The organism is Pseudomonas fluorescens (genome assembly GCF_001307155.1).
Lineage (GTDB): Bacteria > Pseudomonadota > Gammaproteobacteria > Pseudomonadales > Pseudomonadaceae > Aquipseudomonas > Aquipseudomonas helvetica.
The window spans coordinates 24016-37159 of sequence record NZ_CP012830.1 but is presented as its reverse complement, the minus strand read 5'-3'; the positions used below and the strand labels follow the sequence as shown (position 1 = coordinate 37159).

18 protein-coding genes are annotated in these 13144 nt (G+C 61.7%); all 18 read left to right on the top strand.

Going from position 1 to position 13144, the window contains the following annotated elements; all coding sequences use genetic code 11:
- Positions 1-5: 5 nt before the first annotated feature.
- Genes AO353_RS00190 through AO353_RS00110 form a run of 18 tightly spaced genes read left to right on the top strand, consistent with a single transcriptional unit; the run spans position 6 to position 13124 of the window.
- Complete coding sequence (locus tag AO353_RS00190) at positions 6-1121, top strand: DUF2586 domain-containing protein (protein WP_054593135.1); 1116 nt, start codon at positions 6-8, stop codon at positions 1119-1121.
- A 6-nt stretch (positions 1122-1127) separates the two neighbouring features.
- On the top strand, positions 1128-1580 hold the full coding sequence (locus AO353_RS00185; RefSeq protein ID WP_054593134.1) for a phage protein: 453 nt from the start codon (positions 1128-1130) through the stop codon (positions 1578-1580).
- Positions 1580-1789 carry a hypothetical protein gene (locus AO353_RS00180; RefSeq protein WP_054593133.1) on the top strand — a complete coding sequence of 70 codons (210 nt, stop codon included), beginning with the start codon at positions 1580-1582 and terminating at the stop codon, positions 1787-1789. Before AO353_RS00185 ends, AO353_RS00180 begins: the two co-directional genes overlap by 1 nt.
- On the top strand, positions 1789-2112 hold the full coding sequence (locus AO353_RS00175) for a hypothetical protein (protein ID WP_081013679.1): 324 nt from the start codon (positions 1789-1791) through the stop codon (positions 2110-2112). The genes AO353_RS00180 and AO353_RS00175 overlap by 1 nt, the downstream gene beginning before the upstream one ends.
- Positions 2109-2636, top strand: a complete 528-nt coding sequence (locus AO353_RS00170; protein WP_054593131.1) for a lysozyme — start codon at positions 2109-2111, stop codon at positions 2634-2636. Before AO353_RS00175 ends, AO353_RS00170 begins: the two co-directional genes overlap by 4 nt.
- Entirely contained in the window at positions 2633-3100 is a 468-nt protein-coding gene (locus tag AO353_RS00165; protein ID WP_054593130.1) for a lysis protein, read from the top strand. The genes AO353_RS00170 and AO353_RS00165 overlap by 4 nt, the downstream gene beginning before the upstream one ends.
- A 52-nt stretch (positions 3101-3152) precedes the next feature.
- The gene (locus AO353_RS00160) at positions 3153-3443 is read left to right on the top strand and encodes a putative phage tail assembly chaperone (RefSeq protein ID WP_054593129.1); all 291 of its coding nucleotides are present in this window, start codon (positions 3153-3155) and stop codon (positions 3441-3443) included.
- 23 nt (positions 3444-3466) lie between these two features.
- Positions 3467-3607 (top strand): DUF6890 family protein, encoded by a 141-nt coding sequence (locus tag AO353_RS31995; protein ID WP_371917622.1) that lies wholly within the window; start codon positions 3467-3469, stop codon positions 3605-3607.
- Positions 3608-3612: 5 nt separating this feature from the next.
- The gene (locus AO353_RS00155) at positions 3613-5598 is read left to right on the top strand and encodes a phage tail tape measure protein (RefSeq protein WP_054593128.1); all 1986 of its coding nucleotides are present in this window, start codon (positions 3613-3615) and stop codon (positions 5596-5598) included.
- Positions 5595-5912, top strand: coding sequence for a DUF2590 family protein (locus AO353_RS00150; RefSeq protein ID WP_054593127.1), 318 nt, complete (start codon positions 5595-5597; stop codon positions 5910-5912). Before AO353_RS00155 ends, AO353_RS00150 begins: the two co-directional genes overlap by 4 nt.
- Positions 5909-7084 (top strand): baseplate J/gp47 family protein, encoded by a 1176-nt coding sequence (locus AO353_RS00145; protein ID WP_054593126.1) that lies wholly within the window; start codon positions 5909-5911, stop codon positions 7082-7084. The genes AO353_RS00150 and AO353_RS00145 overlap by 4 nt, the downstream gene beginning before the upstream one ends.
- Positions 7081-7605 carry a phage tail protein gene (locus AO353_RS00140; protein WP_054593125.1) on the top strand — a complete coding sequence of 175 codons (525 nt, stop codon included), beginning with the start codon at positions 7081-7083 and terminating at the stop codon, positions 7603-7605. Before AO353_RS00145 ends, AO353_RS00140 begins: the two co-directional genes overlap by 4 nt.
- Before the next feature lie 10 nt (positions 7606-7615).
- Positions 7616-9289, top strand: a complete 1674-nt coding sequence (locus AO353_RS00135) for a phage tail protein (RefSeq protein WP_054593124.1) — start codon at positions 7616-7618, stop codon at positions 9287-9289.
- A gap of 8 nt (positions 9290-9297) precedes the next feature.
- Entirely contained in the window at positions 9298-10005 is a 708-nt protein-coding gene (locus AO353_RS00130; protein WP_054593123.1) for a hypothetical protein, read from the top strand.
- Positions 10002-10925 carry a hypothetical protein gene (locus tag AO353_RS00125; protein WP_054593122.1) on the top strand — a complete coding sequence of 308 codons (924 nt, stop codon included), beginning with the start codon at positions 10002-10004 and terminating at the stop codon, positions 10923-10925. The genes AO353_RS00130 and AO353_RS00125 overlap by 4 nt, the downstream gene beginning before the upstream one ends.
- Positions 10922-11467, top strand: coding sequence for a hypothetical protein (locus AO353_RS00120; RefSeq protein ID WP_054593121.1), 546 nt, complete (start codon positions 10922-10924; stop codon positions 11465-11467). Before AO353_RS00125 ends, AO353_RS00120 begins: the two co-directional genes overlap by 4 nt.
- A complete protein-coding gene (locus AO353_RS00115) occupies positions 11464-12168 on the top strand; it encodes a hypothetical protein (RefSeq protein ID WP_054593120.1) in 705 nt (234 codons plus the stop codon). Before AO353_RS00120 ends, AO353_RS00115 begins: the two co-directional genes overlap by 4 nt.
- Positions 12141-13124 (top strand): hypothetical protein, encoded by a 984-nt coding sequence (locus tag AO353_RS00110; RefSeq protein ID WP_054593119.1) that lies wholly within the window; start codon positions 12141-12143, stop codon positions 13122-13124. The genes AO353_RS00115 and AO353_RS00110 overlap by 28 nt, the downstream gene beginning before the upstream one ends.
- Positions 13125-13144: the final 20 nt, after the last annotated feature.

The window sequence follows — 13144 nt, the reverse complement described above, 5'->3', positions numbered from 1 at the left end:
ACTGCATGGCACTCGGTCAAGTCACCGTCGACAATCTCAATCTGGGCCAGGGTGCCGTTACAGAGATTGAGCGCTACTTCCTTTTCATCGGTCCGGCGACCAAAAACGTCGGCCAGTTCGTTCCCTTGAACACCGACAGCGACCTGGACGCAGCCCTGGGCGTAGCGCCCAACGATCTGAAAACCCAAATCACCGCCGCCCGTCTCAACGGTGGCCAGCGCTGGGCGTGCGTGGCCGCTCCAATCGGCGCCGAAGGCAACTGGCCCGAAGCACTGGAAAAAGCCCAGCACCAGGGGTTTTCGGTCGAGGCCGTGGTGATTACCAAGCCGGTGACCAAGGCCGATGAGCTGTCGGCTATGCACGACGCGGCCATTGCTCTGAACAACACCTACGGGCGCCGCATATTCATCATGGCGGCCGTTGCGGGTATCAACGTGCAACAGACCTGGGCGCAGTACGTCACCGAGCAGAAAGCCCTGGTAGCCGATCTGGCGGCGCCGCGTGTCCTGCCGGTACCGCAACTGCACGGTAATGACCTGGGCGTGTTGGCCGGTCGCTTGGCCAACGCGGCCGTAAGCATTGCTGATAGTCCGATGCGCGTGGCCACCGGTGCCGTGTTGGGCCTCGGCCCGGTGCCTGTCGATGCCGACAAAATCCCGCTGCCGTCGGTGGTGCGCAGTGAGCTGGACCGGGCGCGCTACTCCGTGTCGCAGACCTATCCCGATTACCCGGGCGTGTACTGGGCCGACGGCAACATGCTCGACACCCCGGCGAGTGACTTTCAGGTCGTTGAACACCTGCGCATCACCGACAAGGCGGCGCGCCTGGTCCGTGTGCTACTGATCCGCCGTGTGGCCGATCGCCGCTTGAACCGCACCCCCAACAGCATGGCGGTCAACACCAACCAACTGATGGCGCCGCTGCGTGCCATGGCCAAGACCACCACCTTTAACGGTGAAGTGTTCCCCGGCGACATCGAGCCGCCGAAAGACGGAGACCTGGTGCTGAGCTGGCTGAGCAAAACCAAGGTCGTGGCCTACATCAAGCTCAAACCCCTCAACTGCCCGAAAGACCTCACGGCGAACATCGCCCTGGATCTTTCCAACGACAAAGCGGAGTAACGCCCAATGGCAAAAATTGGCGGCAAGAACTTCGACGTGAGCCTGGGTGACCTGTCGCTGCACGTCGAGAACTGCACCCTGGATATCACCGACAACTCAGCGGTGGCGCAAACCCGGGGCGTGCCGGATGGCTTCGTGGATGGCGATGTCGCCGCTGCCGGCGAATTCGAACTGGACACCACCAACTTTAACTTGCTGATCGACGCTGCTCGATCCGCTGGCAGCTTCCGATCCCTGAAACCGTTTGACGTGGTGTTCTTCGCCAAGGCCGGTGAAGACGAGGAACTGCGCGTCGAGGCGTTCGGCTGCAAGGTGAAGATTTCCAGCTTGCTGGGGATCGATCCGAAGGGCGGCGAAAAGAGCAAGCACAAGGTGCCGTATGAAGTCACCAGCCCGGATTTCGTCCGCATCAACGGCGTGCCGTACCTCGACGCCAAAGAGATCGAGGGGCTGCGCTGATGGGGGATTGGTTCGAACAGGCCTCGGCGCTGGAACAGCTGGAGCGTGAACACGCGATCAAGGCTCAGCGTGCGCGGCCGCGTCCCTCGGGGCCGAGCCGCATCCACTGCCTGGACTGCGAAAAGCCAATCCCCGAACTGCGCCGCGCCCTGGGCGGGATTCTCCGCTGCACACCCTGCGAATCCCTTTCAGAGCGGAGTAACCGCTGATGACCACTGCCCAACACCCCGTCGAGCCCGTCGCTGATACCGCACGCCTCGGACGCCTTGAGCGAAAAATGGCGGTGATCGAGCACCGGGTGGGCGAGATCGAAGACCGGCACGAAACCGTGCCGACGCGCGTCACCAAGCTGGAACAGCAGTTTGAGCACATGGCTGGCCAACTGTCGGAACTCAACGCCGGCCAGCAGACGCTGACCGTGGCGGTGAACGACATTGGCTCAAAGGTGGGCCGGTTGTTGACCATCCTGACGTTGGTCGGCGCGGTGCTGCAAATGGCAGTGCCGGCACTGCTGCGAGTGTGGTTTCCATGAGCCTGCGCGGCAAGATCTCCGCCGGTGCCATTGCGCTGTGCAGTACCTCGTTGGTGGTGTTCCTGGGCACCTGGGAAGGCCAGGGCCAGAACGTCGTTTACGCCGACAAGCTGGCCCGAGGGTTGCCGACCGTGTGCCTCGGCATTACCCGTTACACCAGCCCGTTTCCGGTCGTGGTCGGTGACTACTGGTCTCCCGCTCGATGCGACCAGGTCGAGCAGTTGGTGATTCAGAAAGGACAGTTGCAGCTCGCCGACTGCATCACCAATCAGCAAGTGGGCCAGAACACTTTTGACGCCTTGAGCAGCCATTCCCACAACGTCGGCGTGCCCAGTACCTGCGCCAGTCGAGCGGTGGGCTTGATCAACGCCGGCCGCATCGTCGAGGGCTGCAAGGCCTTGGCCTGGGCACCGGACGGCAAGACGCCAGTGTGGGCTTTCGTTACCGATGCTCAGGGCCATAAGCAGTTTGTTCAGGGCTTGCACAACCGCCGATTGGCCGAGCTGGAGCTGTGCCTGAAATGACTATTCCACCGTTTCGGCTCGCTCTAATTGTGATGCTGATTACTGCCCTGGTGCCTTTGTATTGGTTCATGCGTGTTGTGGATCAACGCGATGACGCGCTGGAAGATCTGCGCAGCGTGCAATCGGAAGTGCAAGGTCTGCGCGAAGCAGCCCGAATCAGCGGCGAAATGCTCGCCGAGCGTGACTCTATCGACCTTGAACGAACCACGGATCTGAACCATGCACTCACTGAAAACCAAGGCCTGCGCCGCGCTGTTGACGCTGGCCTTAAGCGGCTGCGGATCAAAGCCACCTGTCCAGTCGCAGTGCCCGCCGACTCCGGCGCCGGCCGCCTGGCTGATGCAGGAACCGCCGAACTCACAGCAGACGCTCGACGAGATTATTTCACCCTCAGAGACCAGCTTGCCCTCAGCAAGCAAATGATTCTGGGCCTACAGCAACACGTCCTCAGGGTGTGTCGGTAATAGCCGGCGTCCCTGGGCAACCCCTTTTTAACCTCAACAAGAGAGCTACCCCATGAACGAGCAAAACGCAGAAATCACCCTGGAAGTCGGCGAGCTGGAATTCACTTTCACCCTGACCCCGCCAGACGTCACCAAGTACTTCAACGCCCTGACCCAGACCAACAAGGTCGCCCCGGGTAATAACCTGCTGATGACCACCGTGAAGCAGGACGAAAAAGCCACCTTGAAACCACTCCTGGTCAATCCGGTGATGGTGATGCAACTCGCCGGCGCGCTGCTCGAGGAGTACGGGCCAAAGGTTGAAGTGATCGTAAAAAAGCGCTCGGCCACGCTGAGCGCCTGACCGAAAACGGCCTGGGCCAGTTGGTGGCCCTGACGAACCACTGGCTGCCTGGAGTCGAGCTCACGCCTGAAGCGATGGGCACGGCCAGGTGGCTGGAGGACGAATACTGGAGACGCATGGAGATGTCCGTAGCTAACGGCATCGCCGTTGCGCTGAACGGGTAACGACAGTGGCAGACCGTAGCGCCAGCCTGGCTTTCATCTTGAGCCTGACCGACAAGGTCACCGCGCCCCTGGGCAAGGTGAAAATGGGCTTTTCCGACCTTGCCGAGCAGAGCGAAAAGCACATCAAGACGATAGGCCTCGGCCTGGGCGGTCTGACGGCGGCCGTGGTCGGGATTCAGCAATCCATGGCGCCGGCGCTGGAGGTCAATCGCGCCCTGGGCGACGTTCGATCGTTGGGCGTGGCCGAGGACGCGTTGACCGCGCTCAACAGCAAGTCGCTGGAGTTCGCCGTGAATTACGGCGAGAACGCCCGGGAGTTTGTCGCCTCGGCGTACCAGATCGATGGCGCGATTAAAGGACTGGCCGGCAGTCAGTTGGCCACGTTCACCAACACCAGCAACCTGGTGGCCAAGGCTACCAAGACCGACGCCGCGACCATGGGCGAATACGTCGGCACCCTCTACAACCTGCAGAAGTCCCAGGCCGACGCCATGGGCAAGGGTGCGTGGGTGGAGAAACTCGGCGGTCAGACGGCGCTGGCGGTGCAGTTGTTCCGCACCAGTGGCGCCGCCATGAAAGACGCGTTCAAGGAAGCCGGCGCGATCGCTACCACGGCCGGCGTAGACCTGGCCGAGCAGATGGCGGTGATCGGCACCCTGAGCAGCACCATGGAAGGCGGCGACGCCGGCGGGCGCTACAAAGCGTTCTTTGAGAACATCGGCGCCGCCTCGGAAAAGCTCGGCATGAAGTTCACCGACCAGCAGGGCAAGATCCTGCCGATCATGTCGATCCTGGACAAGCTCCAGGGCAAGTTCGGTGATCTGACCAGCGCGTCGGCCGGGGCCAAGCTGATGGAGGCCTTCGGCGGTGAAGGTGCCCAGGTGATTGGCGCACTTGCCAAAGACACCGGGCGTCTGCGCGACAGCCTCGATCAGTTGGGCAAGGTGCGCGGCCTGGAGAAGGCCGAGCAGATGGCCCAGGCGATGGTCGATCCCTGGCAGCAATGGGCGTCCCTGGTCGAGGTCATGCGCGTGGTGTTTGGCCAGGTGCTAATCCCGGTGCTGACGCCGTTCATGAACAAGATGGTCGACATCGGCAAAACCCTGGTGCGCTGGTCGCAGCTGTTCCCCAACATCACCCGCGTGATCGGCATCACCGCGTTGACCATCATGGGGATTGTTGGCGCCATGTCCTTGCTGACCCTCACCGTGGGGATCGCAAAAATCACCTGGTTGGGGCTGGTGACGGTCTGGAAGATCCTCAACATGACCGGCCTGCGCAGCGTGGCGATGTTTCTTTATCACACCGTGGTCGCACTGGTGTTCATTGCGCAAATCATCCTGATGGTGACCTGGCTCGGCCTGGTCAAGGTGGCCATGCTGCTGTGGCAGGGCGCGGTCTGGCTGGTCAACGCGGCACTGCTGGCCAACCCGGTGGTGTGGATCATCATCGCGATCGTGGCCCTGGTCGCGATCGTGGTGGCCGCCGTTTACTACTGGGATGAATGGACCACGGCGCTGCTCAACAGCGAGGCGTTCAAGTTCGTCAGCGAGCAATTCCAGAAGCTGGCCGACTGGTTCAACTCCATGGGCGGCTGGTCCGGTATGGCCCGTGCCGCGTGGGACAGCATCGTCAGCGTCTTTCACAAGGCCGTTAACGGCCTGATCGAGCTGATGAACAGTATTCCCGGCGTGAACATCGAGGCACGTTTCGGCGGCATGCCCGAGGTGCCCGGGATCGACGCGGCGACCAGTGCCGCCGACACGGCCAACGCCGCGCAGAAAGCCCAGCAGACCATCAACTCGGCCATTCCAAGCCTTTCCCCGACGCGCCCGACAGCGGTGCCGCCAGGCGGCTTGCTGACCAAAATCCAGAACAACAGCAACAGCCAGAACAAGGGCACGCATGTGGAGAACGTGAACATTCACACCGGCAAGACGATGTCGCCGCTGGAGATGGAAAACATGCTCGCTATGGCGGTGGGCGGATGAGCGAGTACGTCGACCTACTGATCATCGACAACGACCTGGCCCTGGACCCTTCGCACCAGCCGCGGCTGATCGATGACCGCGCCTGCATCGCCCAGGACATCGCGCACATGATCCGCGACAGCGGGCTGCTGGTCACGTTGGTGGCCGAGCGCGATCGCCTGCGTCAGCGCGACTGTATCCAGCAGCTGGAACTATTAGTGGAGGCCGACGAGCGCCTGGTGCCCGGTACGGCGCACATCTCGCAGCTGGAGCCAGGCCAGTACCTGGTCACCGCTAAAACCCTGAAGTTCGGACTGATCGAGGTAAGCCTGTGAGCGAGGTCAATTTTAAGCAGGTGATCGCCGACGCCGGCATCCCGACCACCGAGGCCGGGTTGAAGGCCGCCTGGGAAAAGGAAGTCGAAGCCCAAGGTGCCAAGGTGGCCAACACCAGCAGCTATTCGCCGTTCTGGCGGGTGATGACCGCCCTGGTCACCAAGCCGGTGCTGTGGCTGCTCGATTTCCTGTGCCTGACCATCCTGCCCAATTTCTTTGTGAAAACAGCGGTCGACGCCTGGCTGGACATGCTGGCCTGGGCGGTCAACGTCGAGCGCAAGGGCGCGACCAAGGCCCGGGGCACGTTGCTGTTTACCCGCGCTACGCCTGACGGCGTGATGGAGCTGGAAAAGGGGATCGCGGTGCAGTCTGCCGCAATCAACGGCAACGTCTACCAGTTGACCACAACGGCCTCCGCCACTTTTCAGCCGGGGCAGTTGCAACTGGAAGTGCCGGTGGAAGCAGAGAGCGCCGGCAGTGGCTACAACCTGGCCCCGGGTTACTACGCGATCTTGCCTGAGCCGGTGCCCGGGATCGTCCAGGTCGCCAACGTGGACGGCTGGCTGGAATCACCTGGTGCAGATCCGGAGCCCAACGACCAGCTGCGCCTGCGTGTGCGCAACCAGTTTTCGGCGGTCAACCAATGGCACACCGACGCGGTGTATCGCGCCATGATTTCCGCCTTCCCGGGCGTGCGTCCGGACGGCGTGTATTTCGAGCACGGAGCACCGCGTGGACCGGGCAGTGCAAACGCCTATGTGCTGTTTGATGCGGGTGTGCCGGCGGACAGTTACCTGGAGCAAATCAACGCGCACATCCGCGACCAGGGCAATCATGGCCACGGCGATGATCTGCTGGCCATGGTCATGCCCGAAGTGCCAGTGGTCCTTCTGGTCAACGTCTGGCCCAGGGCCAATCTAACACCTGCCCAGGTGATCGATCTGCAAAGTGAAGTCGAGTTGTTCGTGCGAGCCGCGTTCCGTGAAAGCACTCCCCGGGACTATCAACCGACGCTGACTTACCCACAGTCACGGTTCAGCTTCAGCCGGTTGATTGAGGAACTGCACGGCCAGTTTCCTGACATCGAGTCCCTGCGAATTGCGCCGGCAGACGACATCGTCAGTGGGCTGAGCATCCCCCGGATCGAGAAACTGACGGTGGCCATCCAGTGATCAAACTCAAGTTGCCGTTCTGGCTCGCCGGTACCGAGCTGTCAAAGCTGGTCGCGGCCGCACAGTCCTGGTGGGAAACCGTCGCCGGCTGGCTGCGCTGGCCATACCTGCAAATCGACCCGGACACCTGCCACCTGACCATCCTCGAATTGTGGGCCTGGCAGCGTGACGTGACGCGCTTCAAAGGCGAGCCAGAGGCCTTGTTCCGACTGCGGGTGAAGTACGCCTTTATCAACTCCGTGGACGCCGGCAGCACCGCCGGCATGAAGCGCATTTTCGAGCGCCTGGGCGTGGGCTACGTCGAGATCGAGGAGCGCCACCCCGATCGGGATTGGGACGTGGTGCTGCTCAAGTTCAGCAACGCGCAGCTATCGCTCAACCCCGAGTTGCTGCGCGTGTTGATCCAGCAGTACGGCCGGACCTGCCGGCGCTATGACTTCGTGACCATCACCCCCGTGGCGCTGAAAATCGCCCTTATCGACTTCAACGACGACCAGCAAACGCTGGTTGCCACCCTGTAGGAGCGCAACAGTGAGCGCCAGTATCACCTTGGCCGGCGAAAGCCAGATTGCCCTGAAGCAAAGCCAGAAAAAGCCGCTGATCATCAGTAAATTCATCTTTGCCAACGTGCCCGGGCTGGACCCTGTGGCGCCTATCGATCGCGCTGCCGGCAAACCGCCGGCGGGGCAGATCGTCCAGGTCTACACCATCCCCAAAGAAAACGCCGGTTACGTGAACCCCAACCAGGTGGTGTACAGCGCGCAGTTGGGGTCGGACATTGGCGACTGGGATTTCAACTGGGTCGGCCTCGAGGACGAAGACGGTGTGCTGTTCGCCGTGTCGTCTGTGCCGTTGCAGCAGAAGCGCAAGAACATCCCGCCGTTGCAGATTGGCAACAACGTCACCCGAAACTTCCTGGTGGCGTTCGACGGCGCCCTGGAGCTGACCGGCGTCACCATCGACGCCAGCACCTGGCAGCATGACTTCACCGTGCGCCTGGCCGGCATTGACGAGCGCGAGCGGCAGAGCAACCGCGATGTATTTGGTCGCGCCTGCTTCTTTGGCTCGGGGCTGTCCTTCAGGTGGTTGAGCGACGGTTTCTATATCACCCCTGGCGTCGCCTACCTGGAGGGAATCCGGGTGGTGCTTGCTGAGCCGTTCCCCGTCACAGGTATCGTCATCACCGACACGATCTGGCTGGATGTTTGCCTGGAGCGTCAGGCCAGCGACACGGTGACCAGTTGGAAAGTGAAGTCTGGTAATCACACTGACTACATCGACAGCGCCGGTGCACGTCACTACTGCGTGCCGATCGCCAAAGTGGTTTCGAGTACCCAGGTCGATGATCTGCGCACCGTTGAGCCGATCAATGGCGCGCTGGTGACGCACTTCGCAGCCCGCACCGGTGACTATCCCAATCTGCGCGCCCGGGGCACCACCAAGGACGACGTGGGTCTGGGCCAGATTCCCAACGCCAAAAGCGATGATCCAGCGACCAACAGCAGCGAGATCCTGGCCACCACTGCGGCACTGAACAAACTGAATCAGATGATAGGCGAGCCGCTGGTGGGCATGGTGGCCTCGTTCGCGATGTCAGCCGTTCCTTCGGGCTGGTTGAGGTGCAACGGGGCCGCTGTGTCGCGCACCACCTTCGCCAAGCTGTTTACCCGTGTAGGTACAACGTTTGGCGGCGGTGACGGCAGCACAACTTTCAACCTTCCCGATATGCGAGGCCTATTTCCACGCGGCTGGGATGAAGGCCGAGGCATAGACGGTGGGCGCCCGTTCGGCTCACATCAAGACCACATGATGCTGTCTCACCACCACAGCGCTTGGTCGGCGGCGGCAGGGGATCATATTCACAGCGCGTGGACTGATGCACAAGGCGAACACAGCCATAGTGCGTGGTCAGACGTACAAGGCAACCATGCCCACCAAGTTAAAGAGGGACATGCTCAACCAGGGGGAAATGATGAAGTCATGGCATCAGGTGATGACTACACAAGAACAATCGCACACTGGTCAACCAGCTCAGCAGCTGGGGCGCATAGCCACAATATTGGCGTAAGTTCCGCAGGGAACCATGGGCACAACATTGGTGTGGGTTGGGCCGGTAACCACAGTCACGCTGTCACAGTCGATCCAAATGGTGGGCACGAAAACCGCCCAAAAAACATTGCACTTCTGTACTGCATTAAATTTTGAGACTGACCATGACTGAAAAAATCGTTTACCAGGCCAGCCCGCAGGGGCTCTACATTGGTCCAGTGCTGGCCGACCCCTGCCCGATTGAAGAAGGGGTATTCCTTGTGCCGGCAGGTTGCGTAGAGGTTGCCCCACCAGATGCTCCAGAACACAAGGTCGCGCACTGGAATGGGAAAAAGTGGCAATTGCTGGACTACTTCGAGAAGGTCACGGTTTACAGCATCACCACCGGCGAGTCCCTTGTGCTCGATGGCATGCGCCCGATGCCCAGCGGTTACACCCTGAAGCAGCCAGGACCGAACCAGATCTGGAAGGGCGGAAAGTGGGTGGACGACGTAGAGGTCATTCTCGCGTCGTTGTACCAAAAGAAACTGGCTGCGATCGGGGCCGACTGTAGCAGCTATATCCAGGGTGGGTTTTCCTCTCAAGCGTTGGGTTGGTCGTTCCGCTATGCCAGCGAGCTGGAGGACCAACTAAACCTGACCGGGCTGATTCTGGCGCAGATCGATGCGGATTATCCATGCTACGACGAGCACCAGGTGAAAGCCTTTCGCCCGCACACAGCCGAACAGCTGCAGGAGGTAGGCAAGGACTTGGCCAAGTTCCGCCAGGTGGCCCTGCAGCACGCCGAATCGCTCAAGCAGGAGCTGGCCAAAGCCCTGGAGAAAAAAGACATCAAGGCCATGCAGACCATCACCTGGGCGCCATCGGCATGACCTGGGCACCGGTGACGATGCGCTGGCCAGAGCAAGCCACGCAGTGGATGGGCGACCTGTCGGCGGCCAAGGATCTGGCCAGCGGCGAGCTGGCCAGCACCGCGTTACGCCTGACCGGCCTCGACGGCCTGGCCGGCACCAACCCGGGGCCGGTGGGTGACGCCGCTAAAGGCGCGATCGCTGCCGGCCGTGCGGCCCTGGCTGAGCAACTGGGCCAGGCACCGGCGTGCCTGGTGGTGACCCCGTTCCAAAGTGGCATTGGCCAGGGCAGTGGCTACCAACGCTTTTTGTCCGCGCCCAACCTGCTGGAGCACCTGGCGAAAAAGCTGGAGGACGTGACCGACACCGGGCGACCGGCTGGCCCGCAATACGCGTTGTCGATCCTGTTCCTGAGTACGCGCCTGGAACAGTTGGCCAGCAGCTTGTCGCGGTTCAACGCCTTGTTGCCGATCCCTGACCTGGTGCGCACCGAACGCCGTGCCCAGCACCTGGTCAAGCTGGAAACGGAAAAATGGGAGATCCCTGGCGCCGGTCCCTTGCCGCGCTGGCAGGCGTTGCCCCTGGAGCGCTGCACGGTGGTCAAAGCTGCCAAGCAATCCATGGCCGGCCAACTGGCGGTGCTGGAGAGCTACGCGGCCGACAGCTCGCCGCTGGGTGATCTTGCCGCACTGGCGAGCCGCAAAGCCGCCCAGCAGAAGGGCCGCGATCAACAGCTGACCGACCTGAAAAGTCAGCTGGCTGGGGGAAACCCTGATACCAGTATGCGGGCTCGCCTGATCGGCCCGGGCAACACCAGCGAGTTGCGGCGCGAGCTGCTGGCCGGTGACGCCCCGGGGCATGAGTGGGTGCTGTGTGCCGGCATCATGCTGGTGGGCTCGAAAGAGGCACTGAGTTTTGTGCAGGAGCTGGTCGGCCTATGACGCTGTTACTTGATGGCCACAAGGTCCAGGGCAAGAACCTCAAGGTGACGGCGAACCTGCGCATTGAAAGCGGCGACATGTCGGGCCAGACCAGCAACACCGACAAGGCGCACAAGGGCTTCAAGCCCAAGACCCTGACCATTTCGCTGATGATTCCGTTTGCAGATAAGTCCCAGCTGATCGACCTGATGCGCCTCGCCGAAGCCACCGCCGGTGGCGGCCAGTTGCACTTGTATCGCGTCGTCAACGACTCGGCCGAGGCCTTCGGCGTGCGCCAAGTCGAGTTTTCCGACGGGATCAGCGCCCGCGAGGACGACTCCCTGCGCGCCTGGCTGGTCCAGTTCACGCTGAGCGAACGTCAGTCCAACCCGGAAAAAGTCGAAGGCCGGCGCGCTGGCAATGCGGTCAACGCACAAGGCGGGCCAGGGAGTGCGGTCGGTGGCGATGGCAAGGATTCAACAACTGACGACCTGGCGTTGAGCGGCTTTGAAAAGGTGCTGGGCCGCGTCGACAAGTGGTTGGGTGGGAGTGAGCAGAAGTGAAGCTGCACAAGGTCTTGGCGATCAACGGCGCGCCGTTCACCCTGGTGAAAGAGGATGTTCGACTGGACGCCGCCAGCCCGGGGCGGGCGACGTTCACGATCAAATCCGCGGTGCCGGTGAAAGGCCTGGTGACGCTGGATATCGGCTACAACGACGGCACGCTGCAACGGCACTTCATTGGCTACGTCGAGCGCTGTACCGCCGCCAACGCCATCGAGCAGCTGCTGTTCTGCCGCGAGCTGGCCGCCGTGCTGGCCAATCCGTTGCCGCTGAACCTGCGACACGTCGATCTGCGCGCCGTGTTGGCCCAGGTCAGCGAACAGACCGGCCTGCGCTTCCGTGTTCCCGATCGGCCTTACGCCAGTGTCAAAGCGCCGTTCTTTTACAGCCTGGCTGCCGGCTTCCAGGCGATGGACAGTCTGGCCCGGGTGTTCAGCATCCCCGACTTCACCTGGCACCAGCTGGGCAACGGCGAAGTGTTTGCCGGCAGTTGGGCCGACAGCTTCTTTGGTGCTCGAGCACCGCTGCAAATCCCCACGGAGCTGTTCGACGGCTACCAGGGCAACCAGAGCGCGATGATCGCGGCCCTTCCCGGGTTGCGACCAGGTGCAACGATCAACCACGGCGAGCGCATCACCAGTGTGGCCCTTGCCAATGACCAGATGGCCATCCGATGGAAGACGCAATCCGCCGCGCTGTAGAGCGGCAATTCCCCGAACTCACCGGTGGTTACCATCTGCCGAGATTTGCCCGCGTCGTTGCCGTGGCCGATGCGCCCAGCGGTGCCGGGATCTGCGACGACTTCCGGCCGCGTTATGCCGTGGACATCGAAGTACTCGGTCCGGATGGTGAAGCCGATCCGCAGCTACCCCAGCTCGCCGGCGTGCCTCTGCCGCTGCCCACCGGTGGCGAGGAAATGGGCATCTATGCCTTTCCGGAGGAGGGTACTCAGGTGGTGGTGTGCTTTGCCTACGGCCTGCCGAACAAGCCCTATATCCAGACGATCCTGCCTCACGGCTTGAGCATGCCCAAGGTGCCGAAAGGGGATCAGGTCTGGCAGCACAGCGAAGCCGCTCAGCAGCGCGTCGACGCCGATGGCAACTGGCTGCGCCAGACCGACGGCAAAATCACCGACAAGGCAATCGAGCGAGACGTGGAAGCCCTGGATAACCGCGAACAGTTCCAGAGCCACACCAGGACGGTGGACGACCATTCGACCGAGTCAGTGGGTGGCATCAAGAAGATTGAAGCCCTGGGCGCGCTGAAACTGCTATCCGGCGGATCAGCGAGCCTGGCGGCGGTCGATGATTTACACCAGGCCACCGGCCGCGACTTTAACCTGGTGGTGGGGAATACGTACAACGCCACAGTAGGTGGCGACATGCGGGAGAAGATCCAGGGGCTACGCACTAGCGTGGCAGGGATCAGTCAGTGCCTACAGGCACCCAAGACCTGGGTGGGATCCGAGAGTATCAATGTACTAAAGGTTCTGTGTGAATTATTGGATCTGGTGGCGCAGATGAATGGTCAAATAGCTGGACATGTGCATGCATCTAGCCCCCCACCGAGCAACGCTTCCGAATTCACTATCGCGGTAGGCACTGCCCAACTATTATCGGGGGGGCTAAAATCTATCACATCTTTAGATGTGCGGTGACTTAATGAAAGTAGAGTGAA

Excerpts from the sequence above, each read along its gene's own strand:
- AO353_RS00190 (WP_054593135.1), top strand. The coding sequence starts at position 6 with ATGGCACTCGGTCAAGTCACCGTCGACAATCTCAATCTGGGCCAGGGT.
- AO353_RS00185 (WP_054593134.1), top strand. The coding sequence starts at position 1,128 with ATGGCAAAAATTGGCGGCAAGAACTTCGACGTGAGCCTGGGTGACCTG.
- AO353_RS00180 (WP_054593133.1), top strand. The coding sequence starts at position 1,580 with ATGGGGGATTGGTTCGAACAGGCCTCGGCGCTGGAACAGCTGGAGCGT.
- AO353_RS00175 (WP_081013679.1), top strand. The coding sequence starts at position 1,789 with ATGACCACTGCCCAACACCCCGTCGAGCCCGTCGCTGATACCGCACGC.
- AO353_RS00170 (WP_054593131.1), top strand. The coding sequence starts at position 2,109 with ATGAGCCTGCGCGGCAAGATCTCCGCCGGTGCCATTGCGCTGTGCAGT.
- AO353_RS00165 (WP_054593130.1), top strand. The coding sequence starts at position 2,633 with ATGACTATTCCACCGTTTCGGCTCGCTCTAATTGTGATGCTGATTACT.
- AO353_RS00160 (WP_054593129.1), top strand. The coding sequence starts at position 3,153 with ATGAACGAGCAAAACGCAGAAATCACCCTGGAAGTCGGCGAGCTGGAA.
- AO353_RS00150 (WP_054593127.1), top strand. The coding sequence starts at position 5,595 with ATGAGCGAGTACGTCGACCTACTGATCATCGACAACGACCTGGCCCTG.
- AO353_RS00130 (WP_054593123.1), top strand. The coding sequence starts at position 9,298 with ATGACTGAAAAAATCGTTTACCAGGCCAGCCCGCAGGGGCTCTACATT.
- AO353_RS00125 (WP_054593122.1), top strand. The coding sequence starts at position 10,002 with ATGACCTGGGCACCGGTGACGATGCGCTGGCCAGAGCAAGCCACGCAG.
- AO353_RS00120 (WP_054593121.1), top strand. The coding sequence starts at position 10,922 with ATGACGCTGTTACTTGATGGCCACAAGGTCCAGGGCAAGAACCTCAAG.
- AO353_RS00110 (WP_054593119.1), top strand. The coding sequence starts at position 12,141 with ATGGAAGACGCAATCCGCCGCGCTGTAGAGCGGCAATTCCCCGAACTC.